Raw genomic sequence first — 17,294 nt, forward strand, 5'->3', positions numbered from 1 at the left:
AGATTGGAGCTTATATGAAAAGTAGAAAAGAATATAATTACTTTGAAGCATTTATAAATTTATCAAAATTTTCACTTAATTCAGCAGAAATTTTAAATAAAACGTTACATGAGTTTGATATAAGAAAGATAAACGAAAAAATTCGCGAGATGCACAATATTGAACATTCTGCGGATATTGCAAAGCATGAGATGTTAGAATGTCTAATGAAAGAATTTTTACCACCCATTGAGAGAGAAGATATAAATGTTCTATCTCAAAAAATAGACGATGTAACAGATGCAATAGAAGATGTATTAATATGTATTGATATCTTCAATGTGAAACACATACGTCCGGAAATCCTTAAGTTCACAGAGCTGATAGTAGATTGCTGTAAATCCATGGATTCCGCACTTGTAGAATTCCAAAATTTTAAAAAATCAAAAAAACTTCATTCAGAAATTGTAGAAATAAATCGCTTGGAAGAAGAAGGAGATGCACTTTATGTCAATGGAGTGCGTAACTTATATAAGACCTCTGGCGAACCCGTGGAACTGATGGTGTGGACAGAAATATTCCGTCGCCTGGAAAAATGCTTTGATGCTTGTGAAGACGTAGCAAATACTATAGAAAGTATCGTAATGAAAAACTCATAAAAGGATTGGTGAGTGTAATGTCTATATTCAAAAAAATGAGTCCCGGGCGTTTTATTGTTCTTGGTTTTGCAGTTGTGATATTAATGGGAGCTGTCTTATTGACGATTCCTATATCTGCCAACAACAATGTCAATGTTTCCTTTTTGGATGCATTATTTAGTGCTACCAGTGCAGTCTGTGTTACTGGATTAGCTGTTATTGACATCGGGGATTCATTTAATATATTTGGAAGAACCGTAATGGCACTTCTGATACAGGTAGGTGGACTTGGGTTCGCCTCCGTAGGTGTGGGTTTCTTCCTATTAACAAGAAAAAAGGTTAGTTTTAAAGACCGTCTACTAATAAAGGAAGCACTAAACCTTAATTCTTTAAAAGGAATTATTAAGCTGGTAAAGTCAATTTTAATTATGACCTTATGCTTTGAGGGGATTGGCACTGTATTAAGTTTTATTGTGTTTTCAAAAGATTATCCGCCTTTAAAAGCTTTAGGAATAAGCGTATTTCATGCAGTTTCTTCTTTTAATAATGCAGGTTTTGATATACTTGGAAACTTTCAAAACTTAATTCCGTATGCGAATAATGTATTACTTAATTTAACAACTTGCGGTTTAATTATTTTTGGAGGATTGGGTTTTTTCGTAATCAAAGAAATCATACAAAAGCGCAGTTTTAAAAAGTTTTCTCTGCATACAAAAATAGTTATTACAATGACGATTGGCTTGTTGAGTATTGGTACTATACTTATAAAATATACGGAAGATATAAGTTGGCTTGGAGCTTTTTTCTTTAGTACATCAGCCAGAACTGCCGGTTTTACAACACATGCAATGGGCACATTTACCAATGCCACATTATTTGTTATAATTATGTTAATGTTTATAGGAGCTTCTCCGGGATCTACCGGCGGTGGTATCAAGACAACAACAACATTTACACTTTTTCAAAGTGCTTACAGCATTGCTACAAATAAGCATTGTTCAGCATTTAAACGAAAAATACCGAATGATGTTGTAATGAAAGCGTTTGTCATTACCTTGTTAGCAGGGGTAGTAGTATGTGTTGATACACTCCTTCTGAGTAGTATTGAACCGGACTATACCTTCATGCAAATATTGTTCGAGGTGGTTTCAGCCTTTGGTACAGTTGGTCTGTCTACAGGTATAACACCTGAGCTTTCAGAAGCAAGTAAGATAATCTTAATACTTACGATGTTTATCGGTAGACTTGGTCCACTTACGATTGCCACCATCTGGTCATTTAAGCCTATGTCCAGTGTATCTTACTCAGAAGAAACAATTACAATTGGTTAATTATAACTTAAAGGAAGAATATAAAATCATTTCATGTTCTCATTTGGGAAGTATTGTGTGTTTCATGCAATATGTATGAGTATGAATGTAAAAGAGGAGAATATCTCTGCTTTTTAAGGAGGATTAGGATGTTACAACATAAATCAACCATAGAATTCGGTATTATCGGCCTTGGACGCTTTGGCTTTGCACTGGCAGAGACCCTGGCAGATGCAGGTAAAGAAGTTTTGGTTTTAGACAATAATGAAAATAAGGTTAAGCAAATCAGGCATTTGACAGATAATGCATTTGTGGTAGGAGCGTTAGATAAAGAGACTTTAGAAGATGCAGGTATTCAAAATTGTGGGACTGTAATCGTATGTATTGGTGAAAAAATTGATGTAAGTATATTGACGACACTTAATGTAATCAGTATGGGAGTGCCAAGAGTGATAGCCAAGGCTATCAGCTATGAACAGGGCAGAGTACTTGAAAAAATTGGTGCAGAAGTAGTTTATCCGGAAAGTGATATGGCTATTCGCCTAGCAAACCGTCTTGTATCTACAAGTATTCTCGATTCGATTGAATTAACCGGAGATATAGCGATTGCTGAATTAAAACTTACTCATAAAATTGCAGGACAGACCGTATTGCAGGCTAACTTACGTAAAAAATATAATATTAATATTATTGCCTTGGAACAGGAAGGGGTTACTACCACAGATATAACACCGGATAAGGTATTGATGGTGGACGATAAATTAGTAGTAGTCGGAAAAAGGATAAACATTAAGAAATTCGAAGAGTTTCTAACCGGATTAAGATAATAATGCAGTGTAAGTGCTGATAGCACTAGAGCACATAGATGGGAGTTAGGATGAATATAGAAAAACAAAAAGCATTTCTGATACGATTTGTTTACATCGCATTAATATTAGGGCTTGTATTTATCAGTTTAAAATATGTTATGCCACTTTTAATGCCCTTTGTCATTGGTTTAATTGTTGCGGCATTTTTACGTCCAATTATTGATGTGATATCTGCAAAGCTTCATATTAAGCGCCCTATTGTTTCTATATTGATACTTCTCATTTTTTATGGTGTTCTTGTGTTTTTGGCTGTATTGGCAGGTGCCAGAGTGTTCAGTTACTTGCAGACTTTGTTTCCGCAAATACCTACTTTTTATAAAGAATCTCTAGAGCCGGCTTTCGATGGAATGACAAATGATTTATTAAATCGTTTCCCGGAATTAGAAGTATATTTGGAAGAAATATTTACAAGTATAAATCAGTCAATTCTGGAGTTTTTAACAAAAGTGTCTCAGGCGGTACTGGGTGTAATTACTGGTTTCGCAGGGCAGGTACCCACCATGCTCATCAATTTGATTTTTACGATTGTATCCACCTTTTTCTTTACAATTGACTATCATAGAATCGTAAACTTTGTATTAAGGCAGTTTGCAAAAGAAAAACGTAACATGATTTTGCTGGTAAAAGATAATGTTATCGGAACTCTTGGCAAATTTATCAGGGCGTATACTGTACTGATATTCATTACTTTCTTTGAACTTTCGCTGGGATTTATTATTCTTAGGATACCCAATGCTCTATTAATAGGACTAATTGTTGCCATTGTAGATATACTGCCAATTCTGGGTACTGGTGCGGTACTGCTTCCATGGTGTATGATTGCCTTTATATTTGGTAATAACAGTATGGGTATTGGAATATTAATACTTTATATAATTATAACCGTTGTAAGGCAGACACTTGAACCAAGAGTTGTAGGGCAGCAGATAGGACTCCATCCGGTAGTAACTTTAATTTGCATTTTTGTAGGTGCGAAACTTCTTGGAGTTGTAGGTATATTTCTATTTCCGGTAACTGCAACAATAGTTAAAAAATTAAATGATGAAGGTTCCATTCACTTATTTAAGTAAATAGTAGTATTATTAGTAAAGACGGCTTGAAACATAAGGTGGAAAAATATGCAAGTATGACACTTACTTGTATCAATAATTTGGACAAAATGTCTTAATTGATATTTTTTATCAAATACAACAATTTCTTGTGCTTGACAGTATATGTAACATTGTTATATAATTAACATGTTTGATAAATTAACACTTACAGTACATACTCCTAACATGGATTTGTACACTAAGGGAGGAGCAAAAAAATGAAAAAAGTTTTAAGTCTTGCATTAGTATTAGTACTTGTATTCTCATTATCTGCTTGTTCTAAAACAAGTTCAGGTTCATCTGATTTAAAATTCGGTCAGGTAGAATACGCAGCCCACGGAACTAAATCATTCGCAGTAACTTCAGTTGTTTTACAGGGAGATAAAATTGCTGTTGCCTATATTGACGAATTCCAGGTACTTCCTAAAGAAGGAACTACAGGTGTTCCTAACAGTGATTCCGATTTCGGTGCTAACTTTGCAGATGCAGCGCAACAGCTTGCATCTAAAAGAGTGAACGATGCTTATTACAGTGCAATGATGTCAGAAAAAGCAGGCGCAACTGTAACTATCGTTAATAACTTTGAAGCAATTGAGTCTTTTGCAGAAGGTAAAACAATTACTGAGTTAGAAGCAGCAATTAACGGAAAGACTTCCGAAGAAATTCTTGATGCAGTATCCGGTGCAACTTTAGTTGATACATCAGGATATATTCAGTCAATTATTGAAGCTGCAAAGGCTGCTAAATAATTTAAAGATGTCTATGCTCCAGAAGGAAACTTCTGGGGCTTTTTTTCTTTATCAATTTAAAAAAGCGGAACAGAATAGTGTCTAGTAAAGCATAGAAGCCGATGAATCGATACGTTGAAAATATGTTAATAGGTTAACATATTGTAACAAATAAGACCTACCTACACACATTTTAACTTGAAAATAATTGTAAATTACGCTATAGTAATGAAGACACATATTTGATTGTACAAAAAGAAGATTAGAAGGGTAATGGTATGACATACTTTGATAATGCAAAGCAGATTATGATAGAAATTAATAAAGCGATTATCGGTAAGAATCAGGCAGTACAAAAGGTCTTGACTGCAATACTTGCCAAAGGTCACATACTAATAGAAGATATACCGGGTGTTGGTAAAACCACACTTGCGCTGGCATTTTCCAAAACCATGACATTGGATTACAACAGACTTCAATTTACACCGGATGTTTTGCCTACAGATGTATTAGGATTTCATGTGCTGGGCAAAGACGGTGGGATGAATGAATTTAGGCCCGGTCCGGTTATGTGCAATTTATTTCTGGCGGATGAAATTAACCGGACATCCTCAAAAACACAGTCAGCACTTCTTGAGGTAATGGAGGAGGGGAATGTAACTATTGATGGATTTACCAGAGAGGTTCCAAAGCCCTTTACAGTTATAGCCACTCAAAATCCGATAGGGTCTATTGGTACCCAGATATTACCGGAGTCCCAGTTGGACCGCTTTATGATAAAAATTTCTATGGGGTATCCGGACATATTAAGCGAAATGAGTATGCTTAAGGGCAGGGAGAAGCAAAAACCCCTTGAAATTCTTCAGAAGGTAGTAGATAAAACAGATATTACTAAGATGCAGTCCTTAGCAGAGCAAACATATATTCATGACAGTATCTATGAATATATGGTGAAACTTGTTTTGCAAACCAGAAAACACAACTTTATAGAACTTGGTGTAAGTCCACGAGGAACGATAGCTTTAATGAATATGGCAAAAGCAAATGCTTTTATGCATGGCAGAGATTATATGATTCCGGAGGATGTTAAATATGTATTTCGGGATGTAATAGCCCATCGATTGATAATGAGTTCAAAAGCCAGAATTAACGACATGACGATTCAGCGCGTAGTTGATTCCATATTACAACAGGTACAAGCTCCAAAACTAGCTTAATAGGTACATTACGACAGATATTTATGGTAAGGCGTTAAAGATAGGAGACAGATGCTTAGGAATAAAATAGTATACCTTTTCTTTTTGTTATTTGCGGGAATTCTTTCTATATTATATAATGTATATTTTATGAGTGTTGTTTTTATAGCGGTAATTCTCTTACCGTTTTTCTTGATGGGAATTACCGCAACGACGTTATATTTTCTTAAAACAGATCTTGAACTTCTGGACACTTCTGCCAGAAAGGGCGATCCCTTTTCAGTAGCTGTACTTGTTAATAATCAGACCCTATTCCCCGTTACTAAGCTTACGATTGAATTGACTTATAAAAATGAATTATCAGATTTGGTGAAAAAAGAAGCAGTTACATTAGCTTTGGATTTAAGAAGTAGCAGAAGGATTGATATTAATCTGTCCTCAACTCATTGTGGAACGATACAATTTCAGATTAAAAGGATAAAAGTATATGATTATTTTCAAATGTTTCGAATTTCTAAAAAAGTGAATGTATGTAAATCTTTGGCGGTCATACCACCAATCCATGCTATAAAAGAGGATTTTATCGAGGATAAATATAATATAGAGAGTGATTTTGATACAGATAATTTTTCAAAACATAGGTCTGGGAATGACCCATCAGAAGTGTTTGGAATTAGAGAATACCGAGAAGGAGACAAAGCAAGTCGAATACACTGGAAGTTATCTTATAAACAGAACACATTGATGATAAAGGAATTCAGTGAGCCCATAAAAGACTCTATTTTTATTTTACTTGATTTTTATTTGGTAGAAGGGGAGCGGAAAAGGCTGTATTACTATGATGGGCTGCTAGAGACTGTTTTAAGTGTATCCAATGCCTGCTTGGACTATGGGCACCCTCACTCTATTTATTGGTGTAAAGAGAATGGAAGCTGCATAGAACAAAAAATAACAGAAAGAGAGGACTACTATGGGGTTCTTGATGTCCTGTTACAAGAAGATGCAGTAACCCATTCCTATTCTAATGCCTTTAACAAGAAACAGTTACTGTCAAAGGATAAAGCCACCCATGTGATTTATATAACTACCCACGTAACAGAAGAGATGATAGCACAGGCGTCAAGAGAATGGTATGGTACATTGTTGTATGTATTTTATATAAAAGTTGATGAAACAGTAGTGAGTAAGGAGTTGCATGAAAGTTTTACAATGAATGATGTAATACTCTATGAAATCTTATTAGATGACTTGAAAGGGTCTCTGGGCAAAATTAGTAAACGATAAGAAAGGAGGATTGCATATGTTTGGAAATCAAAAATATCAGGAAAACGGGTTGAACATATTAGAAAAAACTCTGATTCAAAAGCAAGGTAAAGTGTCAATATCCCCAATACTAATCCTTCTTCAACTTCTGTTGAGCTTATTAGGTATTTATGGCTGTGTCTATAGTTTTCTCTCCGGGTTTAATATATCAGTTACAATCTGGTTAATACCAGGACTCATTTTGTCAGTGCTATACTTTAATATTATATATAGATACAAAAGAGCAATGAAATACACCATATGGATAACCTTTTTAATTTATTTGTTTGCATTAAATCTAAATTGGGAGAAGTTTCAAAACGGATTCTGGCATATTGAAAATTATGTAATTGACGGATTAAATCGTTATTATGATTTGAATTTGCTAAAATATCTTGTAGATAATACCTACGCCAAAGAAGAAGCAGTCACTATATTTATGCTATTTATAACGGTACTGCTTGCTATAATAATAACTGGGGTAATACTGGGAAAGGGAACGAAAGCTCTTTTTATTATTACCAGTCTGCCGTTGGTAGCCATTTCTTTTGTGGTTGGTGCAATACCTGATGCAGGTCCCCTAGGAGCGTATCTAGTCTGTATAATAAGTATAGCTGGGATGCGTTTGACAATAAAAGAAAATAGAAAAAAATCTAATAAGAGTATGAGCTTAGAAACCCAAGATACGAATCGTGAAAAACATATAAGGTATCTTATAAGTCTGAAAACCGGTGGTTTTATTGCGGCAGTAGTAATGTTTTTGATGTTGGTGATTCCGGTTATATTTACACAGAAAACCTATGAGCAAAAAGTAGATGTGACCAGTATTAAAGAGAAACTACAAAAAGAAATGTGGGAATTTAACTTGTCTGAGGCAATAAACGAATTGGATCTACCAACCATTAAGGGGATAGAACTATTCGGTAATGTTGCCTCAGGAGGTTTAAGCGGTGGTAAACTGGGAAGAATCGGCGAAGTCAGATTCAATAATGAAACAGCCTTAAGAATACAAACTGCTACTTTGGGAGCAACCATGTATCTAAAAGGCTTTGTAGGCAGTACTTACACCGGAGATGCCTGGGAGGGATTAACGAAAGCTCAGCTTTCTGAGTATGAAGCATTGGCAGAGCAATGGGAAGGTAGAGATTTTTCCATAGGAAATCAGAGTAGTTATTACATGTCTTTGTTGGAGAAGCTGGAACCCAGAGCTTTTTATAATTTAAGTTTCTATAACGGAACCATGGATATAACAAGTGTTAATACCAATCGAAGTTATGTATATGCACCATACCAGTCAGTATTTCCGGATAGTATGGATATAGCAAATTCCGAATACGTTACTTCCGGTAAAAAGTTAAATGAATACACCTTTCAGTATTACGGTAGTTACACAGATATCTATAATTTCGATAAAAGAGAAGCTGAATTAATCAGTAATATTTATTATGGAAGTGCGGAAGCTTTAAGTGGAGAGACAGAACAGACCATTGCTAAACTAAAAGAATACAATCAGATGGAGCAGGCTTACAGCGAATATGTACGTAAGACTTATACCTCACTGCCGGAGAATTCATTAAAGGAATTAGAAAGGTACTTTAGTGAATATAGTTTAGCAGGCAGTGAAGACTATGCGGAAGAAAATAGACTAGTGCAGATTATTGAGACGGTAAGACAGATGGTGAACAATGGAACCGTCTACTCTTTATCACCTGGAGTGCTGCCCAAAGGAGAAGACTTTATTGAGTATTTTTTATTTGAGAATAAATCCGGGTACTGTGCCCACTTTGCGTCAGCTGCAACAATGCTTTTTAGAATGTTTGGAGTTCCGGCTAGATATGTGGAAGGATATGTTGTCAAAACAGAAGATATAGCTAAAGGAAGCGTAATAGGAAAGGAAAAAATAACGGCTTATATAAGAGGGGAACGAACGAAAATAACGACAGATTTAAAAAATATTAAGATAACAGATGCCAATGCGCACTCCTGGGTAGAGATATATCTAGAGGGTTTTGGCTGGATACCTGTAGAGATGACACCCGGGTTTAATATAGGAAGCGGAGCTGCAAACATACCACTCGTTTTAGAGGAAGAAACAATTCCAACGGTTACCCCTAAACCTTCACCCTCAGCATCGCCTTCTCAAAAGCCAACAGAAGATAATGAAAAGAAAGAAGACACCTCTAAGGAAGAAGGCAAGAAGGAAAATCTAGCAGAAGACAATAAAATAAAAAGCTCTGTTCAGATATTACTTAATATTATAGGTATAGCTGCTATTGCTCTTGTTATATTACTAATTCGGGAAAAAATTCTATCCCGAAAACATAGTAAGCTTCTAGATAAAGCAGATTCCAGTGTAAAAGCATTACTCATTTATCAAGAATTTGTAAAAGTGTTGGACTTTCTAAAAGTAGAAGAAGAGATAGAAGGGGAACAGGCAGGTAAGAAGCTGGTAACATGTCTGCCGGACATTAAGTTAGAAGAATATATGCATTATATGAATATTGTAAAGAAAGCCAAATTTAGCAATAACCTGATAACAGAAGAGGAAGCAAGTGAGGCAGAAAATTTTTATAAAAAAGTACTAAATACTATATACATGAGGGCTAACCCTGTTGTAAAAATATATTTAAGATATATTAAGGTGCTTTAATATAAATAGTTTTAATGATTTATGGGCTATTTATTAAAGGAAAGTTAAGGAAAGATTAAGAATTAACTTACAGGCCTTTAACCCATGGAAAATGGTTCACAGGATAAGGTTCCTATGCTATAATAAGCTCAGAAAAGATATACATTTAGCTGTGCTAAATGGTGTGGAATGAAGATACGAAGTGCCTGTTTTACAGCAAAATATGTGATATCAGCAAACAATAATGGAAAGGAAATCATGATTTCTAGGTAACTATGTCCTTTTTGGTATAGTTACCTAAAGTCATATCTGTGATTAAGAATGAAATTAAATAACAAGTTAAACAAGAAGTACACGTTAATATCGATTTATGTAATCGTAACAGCAATCATTATTTACTGTTTATCATTAGTTGCGAAAGCGGCGCCCGTCATATTTATGGTAATTATGGAAAGAGTAAATTGGCTGATGAAGGTTTGCAAACCGATTGTCTTGGGTTTTGTATTTGCCTATTTATTTGAACCCCTGAATAATTTCTTTGAAGTACGGTATGAGAAAATAAGAATCAAAAATTGGAAACTAAAATCCGGTCGAACTTTGGCGGTTTTTACAACAGTAATTTTGTTTTTTCTTGCTATAGTGGGCATTATATCGCTGTTAGTTTATACGGTAACGGATCAAATTCGGGTTGCAAATTTTGATGATTTATCAGTTTTAACAAGTTCTCTGATAAAAACCTTTAATGATTTTTATAATTCAGTTATAAATAAATTGGCGGATATGAACATCCAGTCACAGGAGATAACTAATTATATAACAAGTGTTGCGACACCAATACTAGAATATTTGAAAAACACAGGAACCACTACCATATCTTCCTTCGGAAACCTATCATCTTATATTACTACGTTTTTGTTTTCACTTATTATATCTATATATTTCATGATAGACGGAAGGATGATAAAAGTTTATTTAAAAAAGGTGGGTAAGGCTTTATTTAATGATCGATTCAACAATAAATTTTCTACTTTCCTTGCTGATGCAGACTATATATTTTCAGGCTATGTAAGAGGACAGATGGCGGATGCCTTTGTAATGATGGTTTTAATCAGTCTAACATTGATGATAGCAGGAGTAAAGTTTGCAATTATCATAGGAATATTTGCGGGTATTGGTAACCTGATTCCTTATTGTGGCCCATTTATAGCATATTTTAGTACTGCCATTGTATGTTTGATTAATGGACAATATAAAGAACTCATTATTGCAGTGATTGCTTTAGTCATAATTCAGGCCATTGATGGGAATGTTATCCAACCAAAACTTTTAAGTAAAAGTATTGAGATTCATCCGGTAATTGTAATCATATCATTAATATTCGGCAGTGCTATCGGTGGTTTAATGGGTATGTTATTAGCTGTACCTGTAGGAGCCTTAATAAAACTTTTATTCGTTAGATTTATTGATCATAGAATACAGATAAAAGAACAAAATAATGCAGAAACTGATGATAAAGATAAAAAATCCTTATAAAGAATTACAATAATTAGGAAAATTCAGAAAAACGTAAGAAATAGTGTAGTCTTTATTTAAGATATTAATAGTATGATAAGAATAGGTATGTCATTATAATGGGAGGAAGGTGTTCCGGTGGAAAGCCAGATTGAAAAAGTAATCGAAGTCAAGAATGTAAAGAAAATTTACCGGATGGGCAGCGAGAAGATATTCGCCGTTGATGACGTAAGCTTTGATATACTTAAAGGCGAATTTTGTTGTTTGCTGGGAACCTCGGGTTCTGGTAAATCTACATTGCTTAACTTGATGGCTGGTATAGAAAAACTATCCAGTGGTCAGATTATAATAAAGGGCAAACGAGTACACAAAATGAGTGAAAATAGTTTAGCCCGTTTTAGGCAACGTTATTTGGGTTTTGTATTCCAATCCTACAATCTGATGGGGTCTATGACAGCTTTAGAGAACGTAGAATTTCCCTTGGTTTTTAAAAGAATCAGGTCAAAGAAGCGAAAAAAAATGGCACGAGACATGTTGATAAAAGTAGGACTTGGTTCCAGGTTAACACATAAACCCAAGGAAATGAGCGGTGGTCAGCAGCAAAGAGTTGGTATAGCCAGAGCATTTGTTGCCAAGCCTGAAATAGTGTTTGCCGATGAACCGACTGGTAACTTGGATACAAAGACTACCATGGAGGTTATGAATCTAATAAAGAGTATTGCAAAGGATAACAAGCAGACCATTGTCATGGTTACACATGACCGCAGGTTGGCTGACTTTGCAGACCGAATTATACATATATTGGACGGGAAAATTCAAAGTATAGAAGTTAATGAACATCCGATGGATGGAAGTACCAAAGAAGAGAAGGGGGAAGAGGTTCACAGTATGGAATCAGAGGTATCGGACGAGGATATGAAAGAAGAGAACTTACCGGAACCTAAAGAAGAGAGTGAAGAAATAGCTGGAGTTACTGTAGAAAACACCAGTCAGCCAGAAGGGGAAATTGCGGTAACCAACGTCTGATTATGCAATTACTAATGCCCTTAAGGGGAATAGGCGAATCGACTGGGATTGAGTCAAAAAGATTTATATGTGTGTTAGCACAGACATGCGTTATATTAAAAGATAGCAGTACTAAATAGAGATGAAATTAATAGGAAGAAGAGGGAAAATAAAATGAAAACTGCAAAGAAAATATTTGTGGCAATGCTAATGGCAGTGTTAGTAGTTAGTAATTTTTCGGGAAGCTTGATAACAGTCAAGGCGTCAGATAATCCGAATGGGTTGTTATTTGTTGGAAAGGTAGAAGATATAAAAGGTGTACCGGGTGAGACCGTTCATGTTAAATTACCTGTTAGAACGGACACAGGTTACATAAAATCTCCAAGAATTACAGTAAAAGCAGATGATATGCCGTTTACAGTACATAATGTTACTTATTCAACAGACGCGGCTTCTCCATATGATATCTCCTATTTTGCTACTACCTACATTGAATTTGATTTAAAGGTAAAAGAATCAGCAAAGATAGGAACTAAAAAAATATCAATACAGGTAGCTTATACTACCCAAAGTGATGATGCTGTTGAGAATAAGTCCTTAGACCTTCCAAGTCTTAATTTTATAATTGATAAAGAAAAAGAACCGGCGCAGTTGACCGTTGGCAGCATTGAATTTGACAATGCAGTCGTTGGTACGGAGGTAGATTTAAAATTTACTATTAAGAATGAAGGTGAAATCACTGCTCAAAATGCTTATTTTACAGTAGAAGGTTATAAGGAAGCCGGATTAACACCTAAATATACCAAAATGGATCAAAAGATAACCAGTGAAGCGAAACTTGGACCTGGCGGAACCTATAATGTTTCTTTACCAGTAGAAGTATTAAAAAATGCAGAAGCTGGCTCAAAAAGTTTAAGCGTTAAAATGACTTTTAAAAATGAGAATGGTGAGTCCTTAAGTAATACCAGCCTCATTTATGTTAATATTGAATCCAATACCGATTCACCTAAAATTGAAGTAGTTAGTACGAAGAACGCCAGTGAGTTAAAAGCAGGAGACAGCTTTAACTTAGTAACAACCATAAAGAATTCCGGTAAATCTGTGGCAAAAAATATTGAAGTAACAGTAGGAAATCTTGGTGTGAAGGGATTTCTTCCGGGCTTTACGACAAAGACAATTACAGTTGCGGATGTAAAAGCCGGCGGTAAAGCGGATATCAAAATTCCTTTAATTGTATCCAATGAAGCTACGGCTGAATTAAAAGAAGTACCTATTACCATTGCATATAAAGATGCAGCGGGTGTTGTATTAACCACAACAACTACAGCTTATCTTGAAGTTGTTGCAGGAGATGGAGTAGATTCAGAAGGAAAACCAAACGTAGTAATTAGTAATGTTTCACAGAGTCCGGATTCCCCAAATTCCGGAGCCAGAATTGATGTATCTTTTGATTTAGAGAATAAAAGTAATGTTGATATTACAGACATCAAAGTAAGTTTAGCGAGTGGAGAGGCTAACTTTAAGCCTCTTAACAGTGATCCATATGTTTATGTATCTGCGTTAAAAGGAAACAGAAAAACAAGAATTACAATACCGGTTACCACCATTGAAACGATTGCAGAAGGTACCAACGGATTAAACATCACTTATGAATATAAGGCAAGCGGCAAAACAATAACTGGTAATACGGCTACTTTATATGTACAGAATATTCAGAATACAGGGATTGGAGCAAGTAAGCCCAAATTAATAATTAGTGATTTTGATACAGAAGGTGAATTAAGAGCTAACAATGTCTTTAAATTTAAATTTGATATCAAGAACACTCACACCAGTGTTGATGCAAGAAATATAAAGGTTACAGTAACCCAGGCAGAAAATATATTCTCAGTAACAAAAGGCAGCAATAACTTTTACATAACGAATATACCAGCAGGTGAGACGGCAACTAACACTATGGAGTTAAGAGTTAAATCGGATGCAACTACAAAGTCATATCCAATCGAGATAACCATGGAATATGAATATGAAGGTGCTCAGGCGAATCCTACTACCGGACAGACCGGTGAGACAGTAAAAGAAACCATCAATTTACAGGCAATAGAAAATACAAGACCTGCTATTGAGAATATTGGAGTTGGTTCTTGGGATGCAGTAATTGTTAATCAGCCTACACCTTTGACCTTTGATTTCTATAATATGGGTAAATCTCCTTTAAATAATGTACGTGCAACAGTAGAAGGCGATTTTACGGTTAGTACAGGAGATATGCAGTATATCGGTAACATACAGGCAGGTTCACCGGAATATGTTGAAATGGAAGTTATACCAAGTGTGGAGGGACAGGCAAAAGGAACCTTGGTGATAACGTTTGAAGACAGTAATGGAGAAGAAGTTAATTTCACAAAGGAATTTGAAACGGTTGTACAAGGAGAGGCACTTCCAGATCCCACGGATAATGGTTTTCCAGATCCAGGTATAAATGTTAATCCGGTTAAATCACCTATACTACCTACCTTGGCGTTTGTATTAATTCAGATAGCTATTTTAATTATAGGAATACCCCTTTCCAGAAAAATGGTATTACAATTATATAGAAGGAAGCTTAGAAAACAGGAAGAAGCAGAATAGGCAGAGAGGAGGCATAGTATGAGAATATTAATGGATCAGAACTTAAATGTACAAGTATTTTTATCTGAGACGAATCAATCTTTAATTCAGCATGAAGCTGCCATAACAGACATTTACGGTGGAGAAATGACTGGAGAAATTCCAGGGGATGTCACAGGAACCGGTGCAAAGGACCCGTTATTGTCAAGTTGGCCTTTTGTAATAGGTATAACTGTAGTGACGTTAGCTGTTAGTATAGGAGTTGGAATTCTTTTAGCAAAAAGAAAAATAAAAAAAGGATTTGAGCTTTATGAGGATTAGCGATTTAATAAAAATGGGTCTAAGGAATTTGAGTCGAAGAAAAGCCAGAACAGCGTTGACTATTATTGGTGTTATTATCGGTACCTTATCCATTGTTGTTATGATATCTATCGGTATAGGTATGAACACGAATTTTAAATCCCAGGTTATGGAGCTTGGTAGTCTTACTACTATTACAGTCGAAAAATATGCCAACATTATGGATTCAGAAGGTAATTATGTAAGTTCCAAAGAGCAGTTAATGGACGATGCATTGGTGGAGCAGATAAAAGGACTAGAACATGTAAAAGCAGTTTCTCCAGTTTTATCTGGAAGTATGATGTTAAAAAGTGGGAAATATGAAAACTATACACAGGTTTACGCTATGGATAGCTCTACACTTACAGAATTTGATTTTCCTGAATTAACCATGGGTACATATCCTACTCCGGAAGCGAATCATTTCATTATATTCGGTAGTGATGTTATGAAGAATTTTTATAATCCAAACTCAAGGAATTACACAACAAAGGAAGTAGACATCACAAAAGATAAAATCACCTTGCAATTTGATTCCTATCGTTATGCCGTCAACGATAAAAAGAAAGCCTTTTCCTTAAAGGTGACAGATTATGCTGTAATGGAACAGGTTAATAATTATGAGTATGATTATTTCTGTTACATGGATATTAACTACTTCAAATCAATTTATAAAAAATATCTTAATACTCTAAAAGCTGAAGATCGTAAAAAAGCAAAAAATGCAATTGAAAGCTATGAGAGAATTAATATTACTGTAGATAATATTAAAAATGTAACAAAAGTTCAGGATGCAATTAAAGAATTAGGCTTCCAGACCTCAAGCCTTGCAAAGATTTTAGAACCCATGCAGGAAACTTCTAATATGATGCAAATGGTACTTGGTGGAATTGGAGCAGTTGCCATGCTAGTATCAGCGATAAATATAGCGAACACAATGATAATGTCAATTTATGAGCGTACAAAAGAAATTGGTATAATGAAAGTACTTGGTTGTATTATTCATGATATTAAAAAATTGTTTTTATTCGAAGCCGGAATGATTGGACTTATGGGAGGAATAGTAGGTATTATCCTCAGCTATGTAGCTTCGTGGGCCATTAATAAATTTGGTCAGCCTTTATTTAAGGCGCTTTTATCTTCAAGTAGTATGTATAGCATGGAATCTGCCAAATTTTCTGTAATACCGCTTTGGCTGCCCCTTGTAGCAGCAGGTTTTGCAATGTTAGTTGGTATAGTGTCCGGTTATTATCCGGCCAACCGTGCAACGAAGATTAGTGCTATAGAAGCTATGAAAACAGATGGTTGATTTTCTCGTTCAAGATGGCGTAGACATCTAATATTTTGGGTGGTTTAGAGTTTAAGTAGAATAGTCTTATAAATACATCTATGGAAAGCTATTTGTATGGTAGGTATTGTAGAATCTTTATCATCAGCATAGTAACTTTCTATAGATGTATTTTGTTATATAAAGAGGTGTAATATGTTTCTGTACTTCTTTCTTTAATTTTAAAGAGCTTTATATAGGTTACAAGTCATAGTAAATATAAATGTCGAAAAGTTTAGAAAAAACCTCACGACAAACGCATGAATGTGTTCTATTAACAAGCACTTGAATGTATCTTTTTTAAGTATTACAGATTCAGAATGTTTTCCAAGTGTCTTTCAGGATTCGTTCCAATTGCAAAGCGTTTCATTTTCAGGCTCATGGGCGTTTTCCTTAATTCATATATCCTTAATACGTTCAATGCCAGTTTTCTCATGATATTTAAATTAAATGCTGCCTGCTTTTCAAGGGTGTGGTTGTCATCCTCTCGAAAGGTTACATCCAGATGCCAATGAAAACTTTCCACCATCCAATGTCCCCGAATCGCTCGGGCAATTTCGCTGACCTCTAGTGGTAGACTACTTATAAAATATCGGGTTTCCGTTATCTCTACCTCGTTTCTGACTATAGTATTGCGTGTCATTGCAATGGATTTCAGCCCTGCCCAGTCCTTCTTCTGCTCTAGCCATGCAATATCTACACTCTGCCAGTATTCGCGCTTCTCTATGCCGCCTCGCGCTTTCTCTATTGTCTTTGTAT

14 protein-coding genes (1 of these 14 cut by a window edge) are annotated in these 17,294 nt (G+C 35.2%); 13 read left to right on the forward strand and 1 reads right to left on the reverse strand.

All coding sequences use genetic code 11. The annotated features are described in order from the left end of the window. Positions 1–14: 14 nt before the first annotated feature. The 13 genes from acsn021_RS03515 to acsn021_RS03575 all read left to right on the forward strand — a co-directional run bounded on the left by acsn021_RS03515 (position 15) and on the right by acsn021_RS03575 (position 16,517). The gene (locus acsn021_RS03515; RefSeq protein ID WP_184095816.1) at positions 15–638 is read left to right on the forward strand and encodes a DUF47 domain-containing protein; all 624 of its coding nucleotides are present in this window, start codon (positions 15–17) and stop codon (positions 636–638) included. 17 nt (positions 639–655) lie between these two features. Continuing rightward, on the forward strand, positions 656–1,948 hold the full coding sequence (locus acsn021_RS03520; protein ID WP_184095814.1) for a TrkH family potassium uptake protein: 1,293 nt from the start codon (positions 656–658) through the stop codon (positions 1,946–1,948). Between the two features lie 128 nt (positions 1,949–2,076). After that, positions 2,077–2,754: a potassium channel family protein gene (locus acsn021_RS03525; protein WP_184095812.1), complete on the forward strand. Its 678-nt coding sequence runs from the start codon at positions 2,077–2,079 to the stop codon at positions 2,752–2,754. A gap of 50 nt (positions 2,755–2,804) precedes the next feature. Next, on the forward strand, positions 2,805–3,866 hold the full coding sequence (gene ytvI, locus acsn021_RS03530; RefSeq protein WP_184095810.1) for a sporulation integral membrane protein YtvI: 1,062 nt from the start codon (positions 2,805–2,807) through the stop codon (positions 3,864–3,866). Between the two features lie 239 nt (positions 3,867–4,105). Further along, complete coding sequence (locus acsn021_RS03535; RefSeq protein WP_184095808.1) at positions 4,106–4,636, forward strand: hypothetical protein; 531 nt, start codon at positions 4,106–4,108, stop codon at positions 4,634–4,636. 257 nt (positions 4,637–4,893) lie between these two features. Beyond that, complete coding sequence (locus acsn021_RS03540; RefSeq protein ID WP_184095806.1) at positions 4,894–5,832, forward strand: AAA family ATPase; 939 nt, start codon at positions 4,894–4,896, stop codon at positions 5,830–5,832. A gap of 51 nt (positions 5,833–5,883) precedes the next feature. After that, on the forward strand, positions 5,884–7,095 hold the full coding sequence (locus acsn021_RS03545; protein WP_184095804.1) for a DUF58 domain-containing protein: 1,212 nt from the start codon (positions 5,884–5,886) through the stop codon (positions 7,093–7,095). 16 nt (positions 7,096–7,111) lie between these two features. Continuing rightward, a complete protein-coding gene (locus acsn021_RS03550; protein WP_184095801.1) occupies positions 7,112–9,763 on the forward strand; it encodes a transglutaminase-like domain-containing protein in 2,652 nt (883 codons plus the stop codon). 300 nt (positions 9,764–10,063) lie between these two features. Next, a complete protein-coding gene (locus tag acsn021_RS03555) occupies positions 10,064–11,275 on the forward strand; it encodes an AI-2E family transporter (RefSeq protein WP_184095799.1) in 1,212 nt (403 codons plus the stop codon). 117 nt (positions 11,276–11,392) lie between these two features. Then, positions 11,393–12,280, forward strand: a complete 888-nt coding sequence (locus tag acsn021_RS03560) for an ABC transporter ATP-binding protein (protein ID WP_330601826.1) — start codon at positions 11,393–11,395, stop codon at positions 12,278–12,280. 153 nt (positions 12,281–12,433) lie between these two features. Beyond that, the gene (locus acsn021_RS03565) at positions 12,434–14,890 is read left to right on the forward strand and encodes a COG1361 S-layer family protein (protein ID WP_184095798.1); all 2,457 of its coding nucleotides are present in this window, start codon (positions 12,434–12,436) and stop codon (positions 14,888–14,890) included. Between the two features lie 18 nt (positions 14,891–14,908). Then, positions 14,909–15,190, forward strand: a complete 282-nt coding sequence (locus tag acsn021_RS03570; RefSeq protein ID WP_184095796.1) for a hypothetical protein — start codon at positions 14,909–14,911, stop codon at positions 15,188–15,190. After that, a complete protein-coding gene (locus acsn021_RS03575) occupies positions 15,180–16,517 on the forward strand; it encodes an ABC transporter permease (protein WP_184095794.1) in 1,338 nt (445 codons plus the stop codon). The genes acsn021_RS03570 and acsn021_RS03575 overlap by 11 nt, the downstream gene beginning before the upstream one ends. Before the next feature lie 325 nt (positions 16,518–16,842). Here acsn021_RS03575 and acsn021_RS03580 read toward each other — a convergent pair whose 3' ends face one another. Then, positions 16,843–17,294, reverse strand: the 3' end of a protein-coding gene (locus acsn021_RS03580; RefSeq protein ID WP_184096203.1) for an ISAs1 family transposase. 655 nt of this gene lie beyond the right edge of the window; the window shows 452 of its 1,107 coding nt (coding positions 656–1,107); its start codon lies beyond the right edge, outside the window; it ends in the stop codon at positions 16,843–16,845.

This window comes from Anaerocolumna cellulosilytica (assembly GCF_014218335.1).
Lineage (GTDB): Bacteria > Bacillota > Clostridia > Lachnospirales > Lachnospiraceae > Anaerocolumna > Anaerocolumna cellulosilytica.

Coding starts and splice junctions, on each gene's coding strand:
- acsn021_RS03570 (WP_184095796.1), top strand. CDS start 14,909: ATGAGAATATTAATGGATCAGAACTTAAATGTACAAGTATTTTTATCT.
- acsn021_RS03535 (WP_184095808.1), top strand. CDS start 4,106: ATGAAAAAAGTTTTAAGTCTTGCATTAGTATTAGTACTTGTATTCTCA.
- acsn021_RS03575 (WP_184095794.1), top strand. CDS start 15,180: ATGAGGATTAGCGATTTAATAAAAATGGGTCTAAGGAATTTGAGTCGA.
- acsn021_RS03545 (WP_184095804.1), top strand. CDS start 5,884: ATGCTTAGGAATAAAATAGTATACCTTTTCTTTTTGTTATTTGCGGGA.
- acsn021_RS03550 (WP_184095801.1), top strand. CDS start 7,112: ATGTTTGGAAATCAAAAATATCAGGAAAACGGGTTGAACATATTAGAA.
- acsn021_RS03525 (WP_184095812.1), top strand. CDS start 2,077: ATGTTACAACATAAATCAACCATAGAATTCGGTATTATCGGCCTTGGA.
- acsn021_RS03520 (WP_184095814.1), top strand. CDS start 656: ATGTCTATATTCAAAAAAATGAGTCCCGGGCGTTTTATTGTTCTTGGT.
- ytvI (WP_184095810.1), top strand. CDS start 2,805: ATGAATATAGAAAAACAAAAAGCATTTCTGATACGATTTGTTTACATC.
- acsn021_RS03515 (WP_184095816.1), top strand. CDS start 15: ATGAAAAGTAGAAAAGAATATAATTACTTTGAAGCATTTATAAATTTA.
- acsn021_RS03540 (WP_184095806.1), top strand. CDS start 4,894: ATGACATACTTTGATAATGCAAAGCAGATTATGATAGAAATTAATAAA.
- acsn021_RS03565 (WP_184095798.1), top strand. CDS start 12,434: ATGAAAACTGCAAAGAAAATATTTGTGGCAATGCTAATGGCAGTGTTA.
- acsn021_RS03555 (WP_184095799.1), top strand. CDS start 10,064: ATGAAATTAAATAACAAGTTAAACAAGAAGTACACGTTAATATCGATT.